The 18,113-nt window shown below is 62.4% G+C and carries 14 protein-coding genes and 1 pseudogene; 8 read left to right on the top strand and 7 right to left on the bottom strand.

The window, feature by feature from the left end; genetic code table 11:
• Positions 1-137: 137 nt before the first annotated feature.
• Entirely contained in the window at positions 138-1,181 is a 1,044-nt protein-coding gene (locus U5O12_RS05705; RefSeq protein WP_322577701.1) for an LLM class flavin-dependent oxidoreductase, read from the top strand.
• Here the strand turns inward: U5O12_RS05705 and U5O12_RS05710 are convergent.
• Positions 1,153-2,019: a pirin family protein gene (locus U5O12_RS05710; RefSeq protein WP_322577702.1), complete on the bottom strand. Its 867-nt coding sequence runs from the start codon at positions 2,017-2,019 to the stop codon at positions 1,153-1,155. The genes U5O12_RS05705 and U5O12_RS05710 overlap by 29 nt on opposite strands.
• A 79-nt stretch (positions 2,020-2,098) precedes the next feature.
• Here U5O12_RS05710 and U5O12_RS05715 point away from each other — a divergent pair, with 79 nt between their 5' ends.
• Together U5O12_RS05715 and U5O12_RS05720 are read left to right on the top strand one after the other, a co-directional pair.
• A complete protein-coding gene (locus tag U5O12_RS05715) occupies positions 2,099-3,274 on the top strand; it encodes a GGDEF domain-containing protein (protein ID WP_322577703.1) in 1,176 nt (391 codons plus the stop codon).
• A 141-nt stretch (positions 3,275-3,415) separates the two neighbouring features.
• Positions 3,416-5,377 carry an ATP-binding cassette domain-containing protein gene (locus U5O12_RS05720; RefSeq protein ID WP_322577704.1) on the top strand — a complete coding sequence of 654 codons (1,962 nt, stop codon included), beginning with the start codon at positions 3,416-3,418 and terminating at the stop codon, positions 5,375-5,377.
• Here the strand turns inward: U5O12_RS05720 and U5O12_RS05725 are convergent.
• Positions 5,374-6,633 carry a CaiB/BaiF CoA-transferase family protein gene (locus tag U5O12_RS05725; RefSeq protein WP_322577705.1) on the bottom strand — a complete coding sequence of 420 codons (1,260 nt, stop codon included), beginning with the start codon at positions 6,631-6,633 and terminating at the stop codon, positions 5,374-5,376. The genes U5O12_RS05720 and U5O12_RS05725 overlap by 4 nt on opposite strands.
• A 106-nt stretch (positions 6,634-6,739) precedes the next feature.
• On the opposite strand from U5O12_RS05725, the gene U5O12_RS05730 reads away from it, so the two are divergent.
• Positions 6,740-8,083 carry a GH1 family beta-glucosidase gene (locus U5O12_RS05730; RefSeq protein WP_416221453.1) on the top strand — a complete coding sequence of 448 codons (1,344 nt, stop codon included), beginning with the start codon at positions 6,740-6,742 and terminating at the stop codon, positions 8,081-8,083.
• On the opposite strand, the gene U5O12_RS05735 is transcribed toward U5O12_RS05730, so the two are convergent.
• Genes U5O12_RS05735 through U5O12_RS05755 form a run of 5 tightly spaced genes read right to left on the bottom strand, consistent with a single transcriptional unit; the run spans position 8,080 to position 12,855 of the window.
• A complete protein-coding gene (locus U5O12_RS05735) occupies positions 8,080-9,027 on the bottom strand; it encodes a hypothetical protein (RefSeq protein ID WP_322577707.1) in 948 nt (315 codons plus the stop codon). The two genes, U5O12_RS05730 and U5O12_RS05735, sit on opposite strands and share 4 nt — an antisense overlap.
• Positions 9,024-10,016, bottom strand: coding sequence for a response regulator (locus U5O12_RS05740; protein WP_322577708.1), 993 nt, complete (start codon positions 10,014-10,016; stop codon positions 9,024-9,026). Before U5O12_RS05740 ends, U5O12_RS05735 begins: the two co-directional genes overlap by 4 nt.
• A 6-nt stretch (positions 10,017-10,022) precedes the next feature.
• On the bottom strand, positions 10,023-10,514 hold the full coding sequence (locus U5O12_RS05745; RefSeq protein ID WP_322577709.1) for a hypothetical protein: 492 nt from the start codon (positions 10,512-10,514) through the stop codon (positions 10,023-10,025).
• A 56-nt stretch (positions 10,515-10,570) separates the two neighbouring features.
• On the bottom strand, positions 10,571-11,599 hold the full coding sequence (locus tag U5O12_RS05750; RefSeq protein ID WP_322577710.1) for a LacI family DNA-binding transcriptional regulator: 1,029 nt from the start codon (positions 11,597-11,599) through the stop codon (positions 10,571-10,573).
• A 59-nt stretch (positions 11,600-11,658) separates the two neighbouring features.
• Positions 11,659-12,855, bottom strand: coding sequence for an acyl-CoA dehydrogenase (locus U5O12_RS05755; protein WP_322577711.1), 1,197 nt, complete (start codon positions 12,853-12,855; stop codon positions 11,659-11,661).
• A 198-nt stretch (positions 12,856-13,053) separates the two neighbouring features.
• Between U5O12_RS05755 and U5O12_RS05760 the strand changes: the two genes are divergently transcribed.
• The 4 genes and pseudogenes from U5O12_RS05760 (at position 13,054) to U5O12_RS05775 (ending at position 18,074) form a co-directional block, all read left to right on the top strand.
• Entirely contained in the window at positions 13,054-14,736 is a 1,683-nt protein-coding gene (locus tag U5O12_RS05760) for a flavin monoamine oxidase family protein (RefSeq protein ID WP_322577712.1), read from the top strand.
• Positions 14,737-14,741: 5 nt separating this feature from the next.
• Complete coding sequence (locus U5O12_RS05765) at positions 14,742-15,545, top strand: carbon-nitrogen hydrolase family protein (RefSeq protein WP_322577713.1); 804 nt, start codon at positions 14,742-14,744, stop codon at positions 15,543-15,545.
• Between the two features lie 7 nt (positions 15,546-15,552).
• Positions 15,553-16,461: a LysR substrate-binding domain-containing protein gene (locus U5O12_RS05770; protein ID WP_322577714.1), complete on the top strand. Its 909-nt coding sequence runs from the start codon at positions 15,553-15,555 to the stop codon at positions 16,459-16,461.
• Between the two features lie 259 nt (positions 16,462-16,720).
• A pseudogene (locus tag U5O12_RS05775) lies at positions 16,721-18,074 on the top strand (NAD(P)-dependent oxidoreductase).
• Positions 18,075-18,113: the final 39 nt, after the last annotated feature.

The raw sequence follows: 18,113 nt of genomic DNA on the forward strand, positions 1-18,113 counted from the left end.
CTTTTTCAAACTGGACAGGTTCACGGAATACCCCTTTATTGATCTAGGCGTGCAGTTTCCCGAAATTACTGCATTGCAACAATGGACCATTCGGACTAGCCAGGCAGGGTTTGGGGGTTCTTATGACAATTGCGCACATGAATGCCCTGAAAAACACCCGTTTGTCGCTATTGGACCTGGTCGCCGTGCGCGAAGGCGGCACCGTGGGTGAGGCGCTGCAGATTGCGCTGCGCACCGCACAACACGCCGAACAACTGGGTTTCAGCCGCTATTGGCTGGCCGAACACCACAACATGCCGGGCATTGCCAGCTCGGCCACCGCCGTGCTGGTGGGCCATATTGCGGGCGGTACCGAACGCATCCGCGTGGGGTCGGGCGGCATCATGCTGCCCAACCATGCACCGCTGGTGGTGGCCGAGGCCTTTGGAACGCTGGCCGAGCTCTACCCCGGCCGCATTGACCTGGGCCTGGGCCGCGCGCCCGGCACCGACCAGGCCACCATGCGCGCCCTGCGCCGCAACAAAGTGGAGAACGAAGAAGACTTTCCGCGCGATGTAATGGAGCTGCAGACCCTGCTGGGGCCATTGCAGCCCGGTCAAAAACTGGTGGCCATGCCCGGCGCAAACACCAACGTGCCCATCTGGCTGTTGGGCTCCAGCCTGTATTCGGCGCAGCTGGCCGCGCACATGGGCCTGCCTTACGCCTTTGCCTCGCACTTCGCGCCACGCTTTTTGCACCAGGCGCTCGACCTGTACCGCAGCCTTTTCAAGCCCTCGGCCAGCTTGGCCAAGCCGTATGTGATGGTGGGGGTGCCGCTGGTGGCCGCCACTACGGATGCCGAAGCCGAGCTGCTGGCCAGCAGCATTTACCAACGGGTATTGGGCATCCTGACGGGCAAGCGCGGGGCCTTGCCGCCGCCAGTTCCCAACTTTTTGCCCCAGTTACCGGCCGACGCGCGGGCCGCCATTGGCGACTTTTTGGGGGAAGCGGTGATAGGCGGGCCCACCACCGTGCGCGATGGTCTGGCTGCCATGGCCGAGGCCACACAGGCCGCTGAGCTGATGCTGGTCTGCGACATCTACGACCCCGTCTTGCGCCTGCGTTCACTGGACATCGCAGCGCAAGCCATCCAAGACGCGCAGGCCGACGCGGCTAGGGGCGCCGTGCTGGTAGCGGGATAAATTCCGTCTCACCGGGCACGGTGGGGAAGCGCTGGGCCTCCCAGTCGTCTTGCGCCTGCAGGATGCGCTCTTTGCGGCTGGAGACAAAGTTCCACACCATGTGGCGGTGACCCAGTGGTGCACCGCCCACCAGCATGACCCGGGTCGCGGCACGGGCGCACAAGCTGGGGGTGCTGCCTGCTTCCAGCACGAGCATCTGGCCGGGCTCCAACAGCTCGCCATCCACCTCCAACGGGGCGTCCACACTGTAGATGCCGCGCTCCTGCGCCGCGTCGGGAACGGTGATGAGGGCACCGGCGTCGAGCTCCATCGCCAGATACAACGTGGGCGACAAGGTGGCAACTGGCGAGGTTGCGCCAAAGGCCGTGCCGATGAGCACACGCACCGTGGCCCCTGGCAGTTGCACTTCCGGGATCGCACTGGCCGGTGTGTGGGCGAATGACGGTGCATCTTCCTCATGCTCGGCAGGCAGTGCCGACCAGAGCTGGAAGCCATGGCTGCGGCGCGTGACGCTGCGCAAGTCATCGGGTGTGCGCTCGGAGTGCACGATACCGCGGCCTGCGGTCATCCAGTTGATGGCGCCGGGCTCGATGCGCTGCACCACGCCCGTCGAGTCGCGGTGCATCATGGCGCCCTCCAGCAGATAGGTCACCGTGGCCAGGCCGATGTGCGGATGCGGACGCACATCGTGGTTGTCGGTGGGCTGCGCGGTCACCGGGCCAAAGTGGTCAAAGAACACAAAGGGGCCGATGGCCTGGCGTTGCACGGCAGGCAAGACGCGCCGCACGGTGAAGCCGCCACCCAGATCATGGGCACGGGGGGTAATAGGTTCCGACATAACAGTCCTTGGCGGGCGCAGCGGGATGGGCTGCCCGCACATCGTAGCAAGATGGCTCTGCTACAGTTGTTGACCACCTATGCACCGTCCCCATTTCCCAGATTTACGCCTGTTGCTACAGCGCTGGCGCGCCGAACACGCCCTGGTGGTGGACGAAGCCTCGGCCAGCAATCTGCAGCGCCTGCGGTGGCTCGGTCCGCTGCTGGCAGTGCTTAACGCGCTGCACATCGTGGTGTTTTTGGTACTGGCGCTGCGCTCGCCTGCAGGAGACGTGGCCTACCGCTGGAAGCTGGGCCTGCTGCTGGTGCACACAGGTATGGTGCTGGGGGTGGTGTGCTGCACGTGGGCGGCCTACCACTTGCGCCACGGCCACCGCAGCCTGGCAGGCCGCAGCATGGGGCTGGTGGCAGCGGGGTTCATTTTGGTCTGCGCCATTGCGGTGGTGTCCGTGGACCAGTGGATCACCCCCAATATCACACCCTTTTTGATTGCCTGTTTGGGTGTCAGTTTGGCGATGTACCTGCGCCCAGTGCCGGCCGCCTGGTTGTATGTAGGCGTCTACCTGGTGTTCTACCAAGCCATCGGCTGGACCCAGCATGCACCGGAGTTGCTGCTGTCCAACCGGCTCAATGGCATCACGGCCTGTGTCATGGGCTGGGCCTTGTCGGTGTTGCTGTGGCGCAAGTTCACCACCATTTCGTTGCAACAAACGCAGCTGGCGAAAGCCCATGCCGAGCTGCAATCCAAACAAAAAGAACTGGAGCGCCTGACCCGACAAGACGGGCTGACCGGGCTGTTTAACCGCAACACCTTTGTGGAGCTCAGCCGCAGCGAGCTCAAGCGCGCCCAGCGCCAGGGCAGTACCACCACCATTCTGCTGCTGGACCTGGACCACTTCAAACGGGTGAATGACACCTGGGGCCATCCGGCGGGGGATGCTGTGTTGCGTCACGTGGCGACGCTGGCCAGCACCACCGTACGCAGTACCGACCTGGTGGGCCGGCTGGGGGGTGAAGAATTCATCGTGTTGTTGCCCAACACCTCTGCCGAAGCTGGCCGCAAACTGGCCGAGAAGCTGCGGCTGCGTCTGGAAGGCGCCCCCGCGCCTTGGGAGAAAGCGGCTATTGCCGTTACCGCCAGCTTTGGTCTGGCCAGTACCACCGCCGAAGAAAAGCGCGACTTTGAAACGCTCTACACCGAGGCGGACAAGGCGCTCTACCTGGCCAAGCAACGCGGCCGCAACCGGGTGGTTTAGGCCCCCTACGCTCCGCCTCTGCGCGGGTCGCTGCCCCCCCCCCAGGGGGCTAACTCGCCTTGTGGCGGCCCGGCGGCGAGTTGCCCCTGTTGCCGCGGGAAGTTCCCTAGCTGGGATAATCGCTGGTTACACCGGATTCCTATGGCACTTATTACCCTTCTCGACGCCCAGCTGGCTTTTGGGCACGTCCCCCTGCTCGACCATGCTGACTTCTCTCTCGAAACGCAGGAGCGCGTCGGTCTGATTGGCCGCAACGGTGCAGGCAAGTCGTCCATGCTCAAAATTCTGGGCGGCATGGAAAAACCCGATGACGGCACTCTGCAAGTGCAGGGCGGCACTCGTATTTCGTATGTGGCACAAGAACCCCAGCTCGACGGAGATGCTACGGTTTTTATAGCTGTTCGCGCAGGTCTGGAGAGGGTTATTGGCCTGATTGAGCAGTATTGCGCGAGCGAAGGCGACTTGGACGCGATGCAAAGTGAGATCGAAACCCTGGACGGCTGGAACTGGGAGCAGCGTGTCAACGAAACCCTGCAGCGCCTGCACCTGAACCCCGACGCCATCGTCAGCACCCTGTCGGGCGGCACCAAGAAGCGTGTGGCATTGGCACAAGCACTGGTGGCCCAGCCCGACGTGCTGCTGCTGGATGAACCGACCAACCACCTGGATCTGGACTCCATCGAATGGCTGGAAGGCCTGCTGGTGGACTTCAAGGGCTCGATCATCACCATCACCCACGACCGCTCCTTCCTGGACAACGTGGCCACGCGCATCGTCGAGCTGGACCGCGGCAAGCTGATGAGCTACCCCGGTAACTTTGCCGCGTACCTGCTGCAAAAGGAAGAGCAGCTGGCACAAGAAGCCATCATCAACGCCAAGGCCGACAAACTGCTGGCGCAAGAAGAGGTGTGGATCCGCAAGGGCGTGGAAGCCCGCCGCACGCGCGCGACGGCCCGCATCAACCGCCTGCAGGAGCTGCGCGCCAACCGCGAAGCCCGCCGCGATGTGGTGGGCAGTGTGAACATGGACGTGAACAGCGGCGACAAGAGTGGCAAGCTGGTCTCCGAGATGGTGCATGTGAGCAAGACCTTCGGCGATCGCATGATCGTCAAGGACTTCACCGCCACCATTCTGCGTGGCGACAAGATTGGCCTGCTGGGCCCGAACGGTGCGGGCAAGACCACGCTGCTCAAGCTCATTCTGGGCGAACACAAACCCGACCCGGCACCCGCCAACGCGCCCAAGCCCGAACCCGGCCACAGCCCCTGGGGCACGGTGCGCCTGGGTGCCAACGTGACCGTGGCTTACTTCGACCAGATGCGCAACGCGCTGGACATGGACTCGACGCTGGAAGACTTCATCAGCCCCGGCTCGGAGTGGATCGAGATTGGCAACCAGAAGAAACACCGCAAAAGTTATTTGGGTGACTTCTTGTTCTCGCCTGCCCGTGCCACCTCACCCGTGCGCAGCTTGAGCGGTGGTGAGCGCAACCGCCTGCTGCTGGCCCGCCTGTTTGCCCGCCCCGCCAACGTGCTGGTGCTGGACGAACCGACCAACGACCTGGATATCGACACCCTGGAGTTGCTGGAAGACCTGCTGCAGAACTACGACGGCACCGTGTTCCTGGTCAGCCATGACCGGACCTTCCTGGACAACGTGGTCACCAGCACCATTGCCTACGAGGGTGATGCCAAGTGGCGCGAATACGAAGGCGGCGTGAGCGACTGGTTGATCCAGACCAAACGCGCCAACGCCATCAACGCGGCTGCGGGCAAAGCCACGGCAAAGCCGTTCAACTACGAACGCGAACAGCTCCAAAAACAAGCACAAGCCACCGCCCAGGTGAGTGCCTCTGCGCCAGCCGCACCCGCGCCCACCAAGGCCAAAAAACTCAGCTTCAAAGACCAGCGCGAGTTGGACGGCCTGCCCGAACGTATTGCCGCACTGGAAGCCGAACAAAAAGACATCACCGAAGCCCTGGCCGACGGCAGCCTGTATGCCAGCGACAACGCACGCGCCATCGCCCTTTCGGAGCGCAACGCGCAAATCGACGAGGAACTGATGAGCGCGCTGGAGCGCTGGGAAACACTGGGCGGCAGTTAAACCACGCCTGCGGCGCGCAAGGCCGCAATGGCAGCGGCATCCAGCCCCAGCCCCGTCAGCACGTCATCGGTGTGCTCGCCCAGCCCGGGCGGAGCATGGCGCAGTTGCACGGGCGCATCGCCCAGGCGCAATGGGCTGGCCACAGTTGCTATGGTTTCAATAGCTGTTTGCGCAGTAACGACGGGCGCTACCGCCTGTTTTTGCACTAAACCACGGGCCTGCACCTGGGCGTCGGCAAAGGCCTGGTCCATGGTGTTGATGGGGCCGCACGGCACGGCGCGGTGCTCCAGCAGCGCTATCCACTCGGCCGTGCTGCGTTGTGTGGTGACCTCACACATCAGGGGAATCAAGGTGCTGCGGTTGGCCACGCGCTGGGAGTTGGTGGCAAACTGCGGGTCTTGCGCCCACTCGGGGTGGCCGGCCACCTCGCTGAAGCGGGCGAATTGGCCATCATTGCCCACGGCTAACAGCATGGCGCCATCGGCAGTCGGAAAATCCTGGTAGGGCACCAGGCTGGGGTGGGCGTTGCCCATGCGCTGGGGCACCTGCCCGGTGTTCAGAAAACCCGCCGCCTGGTTGGCCAGAATGGCCATGCCCACGTCCAGCAGTGCCATGTCGATGTGCTGGCCCTGTCCGGTGCGGTGGCGCATTTCCACTGCCGCCAGGATGGCGCTGGTGGCGTAAATGCCGGTAAACACATCGGTAATGGCCACCCCCGCACGTTGCGGGCCACCGCCGGGCTCGCCATCGGCCCGGCCGGTGATGCTCATCATGCCGCTCATGGCCTGCACCATCAGGTCATACCCCGCGCGCTCGGCGTACGGCCCGGTCTGGCCAAAACCGGTGATGGAGCAATAAATCAGGCGCGGGTTCAGTGCCTTCAGGCTGGCGTAGTCCAGCCCGTAGTGCGCCAGGCCACCCACCTTGAAGTTTTCCACCAAGATGTCGCTGTGCAGCGCCATCTGGCGGATCAGTGCCTGGCCCTGCGGCTGGGCGATATCGATGGTGATGGAGCGCTTGTTGCGGTTGCAGGCGGTGAAGTAGGTGGCATGTGTGGTGTCCTGGCCCTGCGCATCCTGCAAAAAGGGCGGGCCCCAATGGCGGGTGTCGTCGCCCACACCGGGCCGCTCCACCTTGACCACATCGGCGCCCAGATCGGCCAGCATTTGGGTGCACCAAGGGCCGGCCAACACACGGGACAGGTCCAGAACTTTGAGGTGGGAGAGCGCGCCTTGCGGAGGGGTGGGGAGGGTCATACCGGCTTCATTGCAATGGGAGGACCATGGTAGCCTGCGCAAGTGGATTGACGGACGGAATTTCACCCGTAAAATTCGCAACTGAAAACGATTTCAAATGAGAATAATGCAAGGACACCCAGTGACTTTTCCCGCTGCTTTCGCCACCCCCCAATTTCCCTCTGATTTCCGCTGGGGCGTCGCTACCAGCTCCTACCAAATCGAAGGTGCCGCCGCCCAGGGCGGCCGCGGCCCGTCCATCTGGGACACCTTCTCCAAAACCCCCGGCAAGGTGGTGAATGGCGACACCGGCGATGTGGCCTGTGACCACTACAACCGCCTGGAGTCTGACCTGGACATGATCCAGCGCTTGGGCGTGGACAGCTACCGTTTTTCGATTGCGTGGTCCCGCGTGCAGCCCCTGGGCTATGGCGCCTGGAACACCGAAGGCCTGGACTTTTACGAACGCCTGGTGGATGGTTTGCTCCAACGCGGCATTGCCCCTTACGTCACCCTTTACCACTGGGACCTGCCCCAGGGCTTGCAGGATTTGCAGCAAGGCTGGGAGGCCCGTGATACTGCCTACCGCTTTGCCGACTATGCCGAACGCATGGGCCGCCAGCTGGGTGACCGTGTGGCCAGCATTGCCACGCACAACGAACCCTGGTGCACCGCCACCCTGGGCTACGACCAGGGTGTGTTCGCCCCCGGCAAAAAGGATGTGCCGGCCATGTTGCGGGTGTCGCACAACCTCTTGCTCTCGCACGGGCTGGCCTTGCAATCCATGCGCGCCGCTGGCGTGAAAGCACCGCTGGGCATTGTGCTGAACCAGTCGCCCACCACCGCCGCCACCGACAGCGCTGCCGACCAGACCCGCGCCCAGCGCGAGTACGACCGCTTTGTGCGCTGGTACATGGACCCGATTTTCAAGAAGGCTTACCCGCAAGGCCCGGAGCTTGCGCAGCCCGACAACATCGACGCCGGTGACTTTGACATCATCGCCCAGCCACTGGACTTTTTGGGCATCAACTACTACACCCGCATTTGGGCCAGCACCAGCACACCACCAGTGCCCTCGCCCAATCAAGACGGCGTGTCCGACATGGGCTGGGAAAACTACGCACAAGGCCTCTCAGACCTGCTGCAAGGCATCCACCGCGACTACACCTTGCCCCCCATTTACATCACAGAGAACGGTTACGCCGAGGCCGACAAGGTGGTGGATGGCCGGGTGAGCGACCCAGGCCGCCAGGCCTACATGCAGACACACTTGCAAGCGCTGCACGAGGCGATCACCGCAGGCGTGGATGTGCGCGGCTTCTTTTACTGGAGCCTGATGGACAACTTTGAATGGGCCTGTGGCTATGACAAGCGCTTTGGCCTGGTGCATGTGGATTACGCCACCCAGCAGCGCACCCTGAAAGACAGCGCTTTGCGCTACCGTGAGTTCATTGCCCGCCAGCGCCGTTAGGTCGACGAAGACCCCGGGGCCTCGCCAGGCAATGCCCCCTGAACAGGGCTCGCGGAATCCAGCTGTAGAAAACGGTCTTCGATAAAAGCCTTCTCCGTTTTCTGCCGCTGGAACTCCATCTCTATCTGCTCCATTTTTGCCAACAAGGTCTTTTCGCGGCTGGCCAACAGATCAATTTGCGCCTGCTGGTCTTCGATCAGTGCAGATTGATCCACGCCGGGAATCACCCCTTCTACATCCATCGCATGACGCTCCTCTTGCGCAGTCATGAAGGTCTGTTCATTGATGCGGGCGCGTATCTCGTCAAGCTGAAAGGCATTTTCTTCCGCTTGGCGTTCTGCAGCCTGGGCCCGTTCACGGGCCTTCTGCAGCTCAGTTTCCAGGGCAGCCGTTTGCTTCAAAAGCCCGTCCACCACCGACTGCTTCACTCCCTGCATCTCACTGATCTCGGCACACATGTCCAGATTCCGCTTGGATGCGCCCTCCAAGCGGAACTGGATTTCCTCGATCTGCTCCTGCAGAACGTGGTTCTTGGACAAGGCGGCATTTAGCTCGGCTTGCAGCTTGGCTCGCATGTCGTCCAATTGTTCTTGCTCTTCGATGGTCATGACCGTCGCCCCCACCGAGGCAGATCCCGGACGCTGGTTTTGCGCCAAGTTGTCCGCCAGATTCTGGACCTTGAACGACAAGGCGTGGATAGCACGGCTACTTGCGTTGTCGCTTCGCTGGTGTGCCTCTCGAACGCGATCCAGCTCCGTCACCGTGCGCTGAGCTGCCAGTTTGAGGTGCTTGCCGGCCTCCATCGAGAGGCTTGCAGCCTTGAGCAAATCCGCCCGGCTCTGCGTGGTGGTATTGAGTATGCGGTACAGCAGATAGGCCGAACCCACCATGAAAACCAGGTTGGAGACAAACAGAAAGCCGTAGGCAATGTTCAGCCACGTCATGATGTCATCACAAAAAAAGCCATACGGCCTTCCCCGTAGCCGGGAATGGCGAGGCGGAAGTCCGAACGCTGCGCGGGCTGCGCAAGCACCTCAGCCAATTTGGCGAACGTGTTTTTGACCACGCTGGCCTTGGCCAAAGTCACATTCATGATTGGGGCCTGCGCCGTTTCGCCCAGACTTGAGGCTACGCCCCGCAGAAATACTTGCGCTTTCTCCATCATCTCGGTACTGGGCTGTCCATTTGCCATGAGCGTTCTCACCTCTTGGGGTGACATGCGCGCGGCGCCGCCCCCCACCATGCACACGGCATTGGCATCCATGACGCCAATGGCATAGACACCTTTGCGCTCCTGGGCCGCATACAAGCCCAACAGATTGTTGCTGGTGAGGTTTTCTACCGCCATCTTTTCATGGGGGATGAGGCGAAAGGGAATATTACCCAAGTGATCGAGCAACAACTTTTGCATGGCAGTGTGGCTGATAGGCTCACTGCCGGGTCGCTTTCTGCCAGCCGATGCCGGATCGCTGGCATCAGGCACCTCAGGGAGCGAGGCCTGCTCGTCGGCTTCCGGGTGCGCTGCGCCGACGAGGTCTTTGACAGCGTTGGCCACAACCGCGACGAGCTCCGCATCATTAAAGGGCTTGTGCAGAATGAACAAAGCCCCATTGCTGACGGCTTCTGCCAACAAAGCGGGCGTACGCTCGGTCGTGACAAACCCCACCCGAACATCCTGATGGCCCATCTGTCGTAACGCCTGCACCATCTCCAGGCCTGACACCTTGGGCATGTGCCAGTCAGTGATGACCAAGTCCGGCATGAAGGACTCAATCAGGTCCAACGCCTGTTCTCCATCCAGCGCCGTCTGGATTTCGATGGGCGAGTAGCCGCAACTCTGGATTGCACGCCGGATGATGGCCTGGATCGCGCGGCTGTCATCCACCACCAGAAAGCGCAGCGTCGAAGGCAATTGAATCGGGGCTGTAGACATGGTGGTTCAGTGTGCGTGGCTAAAAAATTGATACACAACGACGTAAAGCGGTGCTTGCAATGAACACCCGGAATAGATCGCCGCAGGAATGCTTTCGGAGGCAATCTGCGCGTATTCTGCAGGACCCGCCAAAAACGGCAGTCCGATGTGTATGTCCGAATTGCCGCCTATGTGCAATGCCACGCAATCGGAAAATACATTGCAGGCCTCTGCACACGCATCATGCAAATCGGTGTCAGCCAAGGCAGATACGTCAGATCCGAACATGTGGGCAGCCACGGCCTGGGCATCAGAGCGCTGCATGAGGACCCCGATACCCCCGGTCCGCTTGTCAGCAACAATCACCGGCATGAAGTAGCTGAACTCGGCACATGCCAATGCCACCTGCGGCTCAATATGGAATATGAATTGGCGCTCCGCTCCACTCAAGAAATGCCAAGCCCTGCTCAAACTGGCACAAACCTTCTCAATTTCGTGCGCACTGGCCAAATTGATCATCGGGGCAGTATCCAGCAATAGGACTTTACCCGTCAAATCAGATACCGGGCATCCAATCAATGCTTGCGCGTGGTCTCGCGCACCATCAGTTCCAGCGGCGGCACCTGCACGGCTTCGCTGGGGTAACCCATCATCTCCAGCAGGGTGTGCGCCGCGTACAGGCCCACCTCGTACACCGGCTGGCGCACGGTGGTCAGCGGCGGTGTCATGAAATTGCACATGGGCAGGTCGTCAAAACCCACCAGTGACACGTCTTCGGGCACGCGGATACCGCGCTGGTACAGCGCAAGGCGTGCGCCCAGTGCGGTTTCATCGTTGGCACAGAAGATGGCAGTAAACGGCTCGCCACTGTCCAGCAGCTTTTGGGTGGCCAGGTAACCGCCCTTGTCGGTAAAGTTGCCGCGCACCACGCAGTGCGGGTTGGGCGCAACTCCCGCCTCCTCGTGCGCCTGCAGGTAGCCCAAGTAACGCTGGTGCGCGTCGGGCCGGCCTTCCACCCCCGCCAGATGTGCAATCTGGGTGTGGCCCTGGGCCAGCAGGTGCCGGGTGGCCAGGTAGCCGCCGTACTTTTGGTCCAGCTCGATGGAGCGCACATTGGGCCCCTCCAGCTTGCGCTCGGTGATCACCACCGGCTGCTGCTGGGCCACTGCCAGCACTTCGCTGTCGGCAATGGTGCCGGTCAGGATGATCACGCCGTCCACGCGTCGTGAGGTCAGCAACTTCAGGCTGGCCGCGTCGGCCTCGGCATTCCAGTGGCCGCTGACGATGATGGACGAATGCCCGCTGGCCGACAGGCCCATCTCAATGCCCTTGAGGGCGCGCGAGTAAAACTGGCTCTCAATCGCCTGGGTGAGCACACCCACCGTCATGGTGATGCCGGTCTTCAGGCTGCGGGCAAACAGGTTGGGCTTGAAGTTGAGGCGGCGGATGGCCTCTTCCACGGCTTCGCGTTTTTCTGGTGCCACCTTGGCCGTGCCATTGAGGATGCGCGACACCGTGCTGGCCGACACCCCCGCGACGCGGGCCACTTCGAGCAGGGTGACCGGTTCGGTTGCGATAGGGGAGGAGTCTGAAGAGGAGGCCATGACCCCGTCGAGTTTATGCGATGCGCCCCGCCCTTCGCTGGGCAGGACGCCCGGTGCACTCAGTTGGCAAAAGCGGCAATACCGGTTTGCGCCCGGCCCAAAATCAGCGCGTGGATGTCGTGCGTACCCTCGTAGGTGTTCACCACCTCCAGGTTCACCAAATGGCGGGCCACGCCAAACTCGTCGCTGATGCCATTGCCGCCCATCATGTCGCGCGCCAGGCGGGCAATGTCCAGCGCCTTGCCGCAGCTGTTGCGCTTGAGGATGGAGGTGATCTCCACCGCCGCCGTGCCTTCGTCCTTCATGCGGCCCAGGCGCAGGCAGCCCTGCAGGCCCAGCGCAATTTCGGTTTGCATGTCGGCCAGCTTCTTCTGGATCAGCTGGTTGGCAGCCAAGGGGCGGCCGAACTGCTTGCGATCCAGGGTGTATTGGCGAGAGCGGGTCCAGCAGTCTTCAGCTGCACCCAGAGCGCCCCAGGCAATGCCATAGCGCGCACTGTTCAAGCAGGTAAACGGGCCCTTGAGTCCGCGGATTTCAGGGAAGACGTTTTCTTCGGGCACGAACACGCCGTCCATCACGATCTCACCGGTGATGCTGGCGCGCAAGCCCACCTTGCCGTGGATGGCCGGTGCGGACAAGCCTGCCATGCCTTTTTCCAGCACAAAGCCGCGGATGGGACCGACCGCGCCGGCCTCGCTGACTTCTTTGGCCCAGACCACAAACACGTCGGCGATCGGGCTGTTGCTGATCCACATCTTGCTGCCGCTCAGCTTGTAGCCGCCTGCTACCTTCTGGGCGCGGGTGGCCATGCTCTGGGGATCGGAGCCGTGGTCGGGCTCGGTCAGGCCAAAGCAGCCAATCCACTCTCCCGTGGCGAGCTTGGGCAAGTACTTTTGTTTCTGCGCCTCGGTGCCAAATTCGAAGATCGGCACCATCACCAGGCTGCTCTGCACACTCATCATGCTGCGGTAGCCACTGTCGACCCGCTCCACTTCGCGGGCGATCAGGCCGTAGGCCACGTAGTTCAGGCCGGGGCCGCCGTATTGCTCTGGGATCGTGGGGCCCAACAGGCCCAACTCACCCATTTCCCGGAAGATGGCGGGGTCGGTGCTACCGTCACGGAAGGCTTGGGTCACGCGGGGGAGCAACTTGTCCTGGCAGTACGCGGCGGCGGCATCGCGCACCATGCGCTCGTCATCAGAAAGTTGGCTGTCCAGCAAAAAAGGGTCTTGCCAATTGAAGGCGGCGTGGCTCATGGAGTGCTCCGGCAGAAGAAAGGAATGCCGGGATCGTAGCCCCTGCATAGCGCCTGTGCAAGCAAGCGTTTTGCACACAGCCATGCATTTAACTCATTTTTAAATCCAAAAAAGCCCGATTCTTGACGCTTTGACGCCGATGTATTGCGCATGATGCATACCTATGACATAGTGCGCGCCAATTTGGAGAGCAATTCCATGAGCAACACCACGACGACAGCACCTGATGTGCGCAAGCCAGTCACCATCTTTGGCCCGGATTTTCCTTTCGCGTTTGACGATTGGATCGCCCACCCCGAGGGGCTGGGCCAGCTACCCGCACATCGGCTCGGCGAAGAAGTCGCCATCGTAGGTGCCGGCATGGCCGGCATGGTCGCCGCCTACGAGCTGATGAAGCTGGGCCTCAAGCCGGTGATTTATGAGGCGTCCAAGATGGGTGGTCGGCTGCGTTCGCAAGTGTTTGAAGGCACGCAGGACGTAGTGGCGGAACTGGGCGGCATGCGCTTTCCGGTCTCGGGCACCGCGTTCTACCACTACGTTCACCTGCTGGGCTTGGAGACGCGCGACTTCCCCAACCCCCTGACGCCCGCCTCGGGCAGCACGGTCATCGACCTGGAGGGCAACACCCACTACGCGCGCAGCCTGCAAGACCTGCCCCCGATCTTTAAAGAGGTGGCGGACGCTTGGGCCGAGGCACTGGAGGACGATGCCCGCTTCAGCGACATGCAAAACGCCATCCGCAACCGGGATGTGCCCACACTCAAACGCATGTGGAATGCGCTGGTGCCGCTTTGGGATGACCGCACGTTTTACGACTTCATCGCCAACTCCAAAGCGTTTGCCAAGCTGTCCTTCCATCACCGGGAAATCTTCGGTCAGGTGGGTTTTGGCACCGGCGGTTGGGACTCGGACTTTCCGAATTCCATGCTGGAAATCCTGCGGGTGGTACTGACCAACTGCGATGACAACCAGCGCCTCATCGTGGGCGGGGCCGACCAGGTGCCTCACGGCCTATGGCGCCACGCCCCGACCCAGCTGGCGCACTGGCCGGCAGGCACTACCTTGCAAAGCCTGCACAGCGGCGCGACCCGTGCGGGGGTAGCGGCCATTGCGCGCGCAGCGGATGGCCGGCTTGCTGTCACCGACTGCTGGGGCGATACGCGGCACTACAACGCGGTGCTGACCACCTGCCAGAGCTGGCTGCTCACCACCCAGATTGCGGTCGAAGAATCTCTGTTCTCACACAAGATGTGGATGGCGCTGGACCGCACTCGCTACATGCAATCCAGCAAAACCTTTGTCATGGTGGACCGGCCATTCTGGCAAGACAAAGACCCCGAAACCGGCCGCGATGTGATGAGCATGACCCTCACCGACCGTCTGACGCGCGGCACCTACCTGTTTGACAACGGGCCGGACAAACCGGCCGTTATTTGCCTCTCCTATGCGTGGATGGGCGACGCCCTCAAGATGCTGCCGCAGACCCCGGAGAAACGCGTCAAGCTGGCCCTGCAGGCCCTGAAGAAGATCTACCCCAAGGTGGACATTGCCAGTCACATCATCGGCGACCCGATTTGCGTGTCCTGGGAAGCCGACCCCTATTTTCTGGGCGCCTTCAAGGGCGCACTGCCCGGGCACTACCGCTACAACCAGCGCATGTACGCCCACTTCAAGCAGGACCAGTTGCCACCGCAGCAGCGCGGTATCTTCATCGCTGGGGACGACGTGTCCTGGACCCCCGCTTGGGTGGAGGGTGCTGTGCAAACGTCCCTGAACGCCGTGTGGGGCATCGTGCAACATCTGGGCGGTCACACGCACGCTGCCAACCCCGGCCCCGGCGATGTGTTCGACAGCTTGGGGCCGATTGCGCTTCCTGAATGACTGCCATGCGCGCACCTTTGAAATTGGCACTCTGGCAATGTGCCCCCGGTCCGCTGGACGTGCCCGGAAATCTGGCGCGTCTGGAAGCTGCAGCCCGTGACGCCGCCAGCGCAGGAGCACAACTCCTGGTATGCCCGGAGATGTTCATCACGGGCTACGCCATCGGTGCGCCGGCCGTGCAGGCCCTAGCCCAAGAGGCAGACGGAGCCTGGGCCGACGCCATAGCAGCCATCGCACAACGCCACCAAGTAGCGGTGGTGTACGGCTACCCCGAGCGCGGCGCAGACGGCCGCGTGTACAACGCTGCCCAGTGGATCGATGCGTCGGGCAGTCGCTGCCTGAACTACCGCAAGGCCTATTTGTTCGGCGAGCTCGACCGCAGCCAGTTTGCCGCCGAGGCGCAAAGCGCCCGAACCTTCGACTTCCATGGCTGGAAGGTTGGCATGCTGATTTGCTACGACGTGGAGTTCCCCGAAGCCACCCGCGCACTCGCTCTCGCGGGCGCAGACTTGATTGCGGTGCCGACAGCCAACATGGCCGAGTACGACTTTGTAGCCCGCTCGCTGGTACCGGTACGCGCCTATGAAAACCAGTTGTTTGTGGCCTACGCCAACTTCACCGGCCCCGAGGGCGCACTGCAGTACGGTGGTTTGAGTGTGGTGGCCGGGCCCGACGGCGCGCCCCTCGCACAAGCCGGGCGCGAAGAAACGCTATTGTTCACCACTCTCGAAGAGGAACGCCTCACGGCAGCGCGCCGCGCAGCACAGCACGTCCGCGACCTGACGGCTCTGCGCAACCCAGCGATTTAAGCCTCCCATGCGACGAAAAATACCTGCCACCCAGGCTCTCCTCTGCTTCGAAGCTGCAGCGCGGCACGAGAGCTTCACCCGCGCGGCGCAGGAGCTCTCTCTTACCCAAAGCGCCATTTCGCGGCAGATCACCACGCTCGAAGAGTTGGTGGGCATGGCGCTGTTTCGCCGCACGCGGCATGGTGTGGCGCTGACCCCTGCGGGGACGCGCTACGCCACCCAGGTCGCATCCTGGCTGCGTGGGTTGGAGCAGGACACCTTGGATCTCATGTCCACCCGTGGCCATGGCGGCGCGGTGCAATTGGCCAGCGTTCCTACTTTTGCAGCGCGTTGGCTCTTGCCGCGCCTGCCCGACTTTCACGCCAAGCACGCCAATACCGTCGTGCACATTGAAACCCGCACCCGCCCGTTTCTGTTCAACGACACCTCGTTCGATGCGGCCATCTTCGCGTGCACGGAGTTGCAGATCCGGCATTGGGCGGGCACGCGCTGCTACCCGCTTCTGCAAGAGCAAGTGGTTGCCGTGTGCAGCCCTTCTTTATTGCGCGGGCGCAGGGCATTGAGTGCGTCAGAAGTGGCTTTGTTGCCCTTGCTGCAGCAAAGCACCCGGCCCGACAGCTGGCAAAGCTGGTTTTCGGCGCAGGGCATTGAAGCGCCCAACGCCTTTGCCGGGCCGCGTTATGAGCAGTTTTCCATGGCTTCGTCGGCTGCCGCCTGTGGCATGGGTGTGGCCTTGGTGCCCCGCCTGTTGATTGAGGCGGAGCTGGCACGGGGGGAGCTGGTGCTTGCGCACCCAGCCCCACTGCCCGGTGAACGCCACTATTACCTCGTGCTGCCGGAGAACACCGAGGCTGGCCCCGCCGTGGAGCTATTCAGTGAATGGCTCCAGTCGGTGTGCACCTCTGACATGCACTAGATCACAACGGGCGCAAAACAAGCGCTGCAGGCATTTCTGCCTCGCGGCCGACGTCGATATTCGCCCCAACGCATTGAGGCGCGATGACACCGCTCCCCAAACTGGGTCGCCATGCACCAGCGTGACGTCTGATGCGACCCAATCGGCCGACAAAAGGGCGGTTTCATGGTGCAAACCCCTAGTTACAGCGTGGCACGTGGATTGCTAGCATGCAACTCATGACTTGACCAAACGGTCAGTTTTTAAAGGAGTTGCCAGCGTGTCTACCCCCTCATCCTCTCCCGCCGACGTTCGTGCAGGCCGCCTCGCCAGCGAGGAATACGCCCAACGGTTTGCCGACGCCACCCCGCGCTTCACCGAATCGCAAGCCCTGCTGGAGGCAGAACGTTGCCTCTACTGCTATGACGCACCCTGCGCCACGGCCTGCCCCACCAGCATTGATGTGCCCTCCTTCATCAAGCGCATTGCCGATGGCAACCTGCGCGGCTCGGCACAGACCATTTTGGACAGCAACCCCCTGGGCGGCATGTGCGCCCGCGTCTGCCCCACCGAAAACCTGTGCGAAGCCGTCTGCGTGCGCAACACGCAGGAAGACCGACCGGTCGCCATCGGCCGCCTGCAGCGCCACGCGGTTGACGCGCTGATGGAGAGCGACAAGCCCCAGATCTTTACCCGCGCCCCCGCTACCAGCAAAAAGGTGGCCGTAGTGGGTGCCGGCCCTGCCGGTTTGGCCTGTGCCTACACGCTGGCGCGTGAAGGCCATGACGTGGTGATTTTCGACGCCAAGCCCAAGGCTGGTGGCCTCAACGAATACGGTTTGGCCAGCTACAAGACACCAGACAACTTTGCCCAGCGCGAAGTGCAATGGCTGCTGGACATTGGTGGCATCACCATCCAACACAACTGGAAGCTGGACACCGCAGCCCAGCTGGAGACTCTGCGCAAAGACTACGCCGCCGTCTTTTTGGGGCTGGGTCTGGCCACCACCCAAGCACTGGGTGTGGTGGGCGAAACCCTGCAAGGTGTGCAAGACGCGGTGGACTTTATTGCCACCCTGCGCCAGACCGAAGACTTGTCCACCCTGCCCGTGGGTCGCCGCGTGGTGGTCATCGGCGGCGGCATGACCGCAGTCGACGCCGCCGTGCAGAGCAAACTACTGGGCGCAGAAGAAGTGCACATGGTCTACCGTCGTGGGCCCGAGAGCCTGTCGGCCTCCAAGGCTGAGCAGGAATGGGCGCAAACCAACGGCGTGACCATCCACCACTGGCTGGCGCCCGTGGAGGTGCTGGGCCAGAGCGGCCATGTGAGCGGCATCACCTTTGCACACCAGGCGATGGTGGACGGCAAGCTCGCAAGCCACCGGCGAAACCACCACCCTGGCGGCCGACACCGTGCTCAAGGCTATTGGCCAGAAGCTGGGCAACCCCGTGTTGGCCGAGGCCGGCCTGACGCTCTCGGGCGGAAAAATTGCCACCGATGCCGAGGGCACAACCAACCTCAAGGGCGTGTGGGCGGGCGGTGACTGCCGTGCTGGCGGACTGGACCTGACCGTGGAAGCCGTGGAACACGGCAAGCTGGCTGCCAAAGCCATCCACGCCTACCTCAAGGCCTGATCGGCCCCTCCGTCACGAGACATCACGACCTCACAACCC

Source organism: Rhodoferax sp., assembly GCF_034519335.1.
GTDB lineage: Bacteria > Pseudomonadota > Gammaproteobacteria > Burkholderiales > Burkholderiaceae_C > Allorhodoferax.

Bases quoted from the DNA above. Each gene is read 5' to 3' on its own strand.
- U5O12_RS05705 (WP_322577701.1), top strand. From the start codon at position 138: ATGAATGCCCTGAAAAACACCCGTTTGTCGCTATTGGACCTGGTCGCC.
- U5O12_RS05710 (WP_322577702.1), bottom strand. From the start codon at position 2,019: ATGTCGGAACCTATTACCCCCCGTGCCCATGATCTGGGTGGCGGCTTC.
- U5O12_RS05715 (WP_322577703.1), top strand. From the start codon at position 2,099: ATGCACCGTCCCCATTTCCCAGATTTACGCCTGTTGCTACAGCGCTGG.
- U5O12_RS05720 (WP_322577704.1), top strand. From the start codon at position 3,416: ATGGCACTTATTACCCTTCTCGACGCCCAGCTGGCTTTTGGGCACGTC.
- U5O12_RS05725 (WP_322577705.1), bottom strand. From the start codon at position 6,633: ATGACCCTCCCCACCCCTCCGCAAGGCGCGCTCTCCCACCTCAAAGTT.
- U5O12_RS05730 (WP_416221453.1), top strand. From the start codon at position 6,740: ATGCAAGGACACCCAGTGACTTTTCCCGCTGCTTTCGCCACCCCCCAA.
- U5O12_RS05735 (WP_322577707.1), bottom strand. From the start codon at position 9,027: ATGACGTGGCTGAACATTGCCTACGGCTTTCTGTTTGTCTCCAACCTG.
- U5O12_RS05740 (WP_322577708.1), bottom strand. From the start codon at position 10,016: ATGTCTACAGCCCCGATTCAATTGCCTTCGACGCTGCGCTTTCTGGTG.
- U5O12_RS05745 (WP_322577709.1), bottom strand. From the start codon at position 10,514: ATGATCAATTTGGCCAGTGCGCACGAAATTGAGAAGGTTTGTGCCAGT.
- U5O12_RS05750 (WP_322577710.1), bottom strand. From the start codon at position 11,599: ATGGCCTCCTCTTCAGACTCCTCCCCTATCGCAACCGAACCGGTCACC.
- U5O12_RS05755 (WP_322577711.1), bottom strand. From the start codon at position 12,855: ATGAGCCACGCCGCCTTCAATTGGCAAGACCCTTTTTTGCTGGACAGC.
- U5O12_RS05760 (WP_322577712.1), top strand. From the start codon at position 13,054: ATGAGCAACACCACGACGACAGCACCTGATGTGCGCAAGCCAGTCACC.
- U5O12_RS05765 (WP_322577713.1), top strand. From the start codon at position 14,742: ATGCGCGCACCTTTGAAATTGGCACTCTGGCAATGTGCCCCCGGTCCG.
- U5O12_RS05770 (WP_322577714.1), top strand. From the start codon at position 15,553: ATGCGACGAAAAATACCTGCCACCCAGGCTCTCCTCTGCTTCGAAGCT.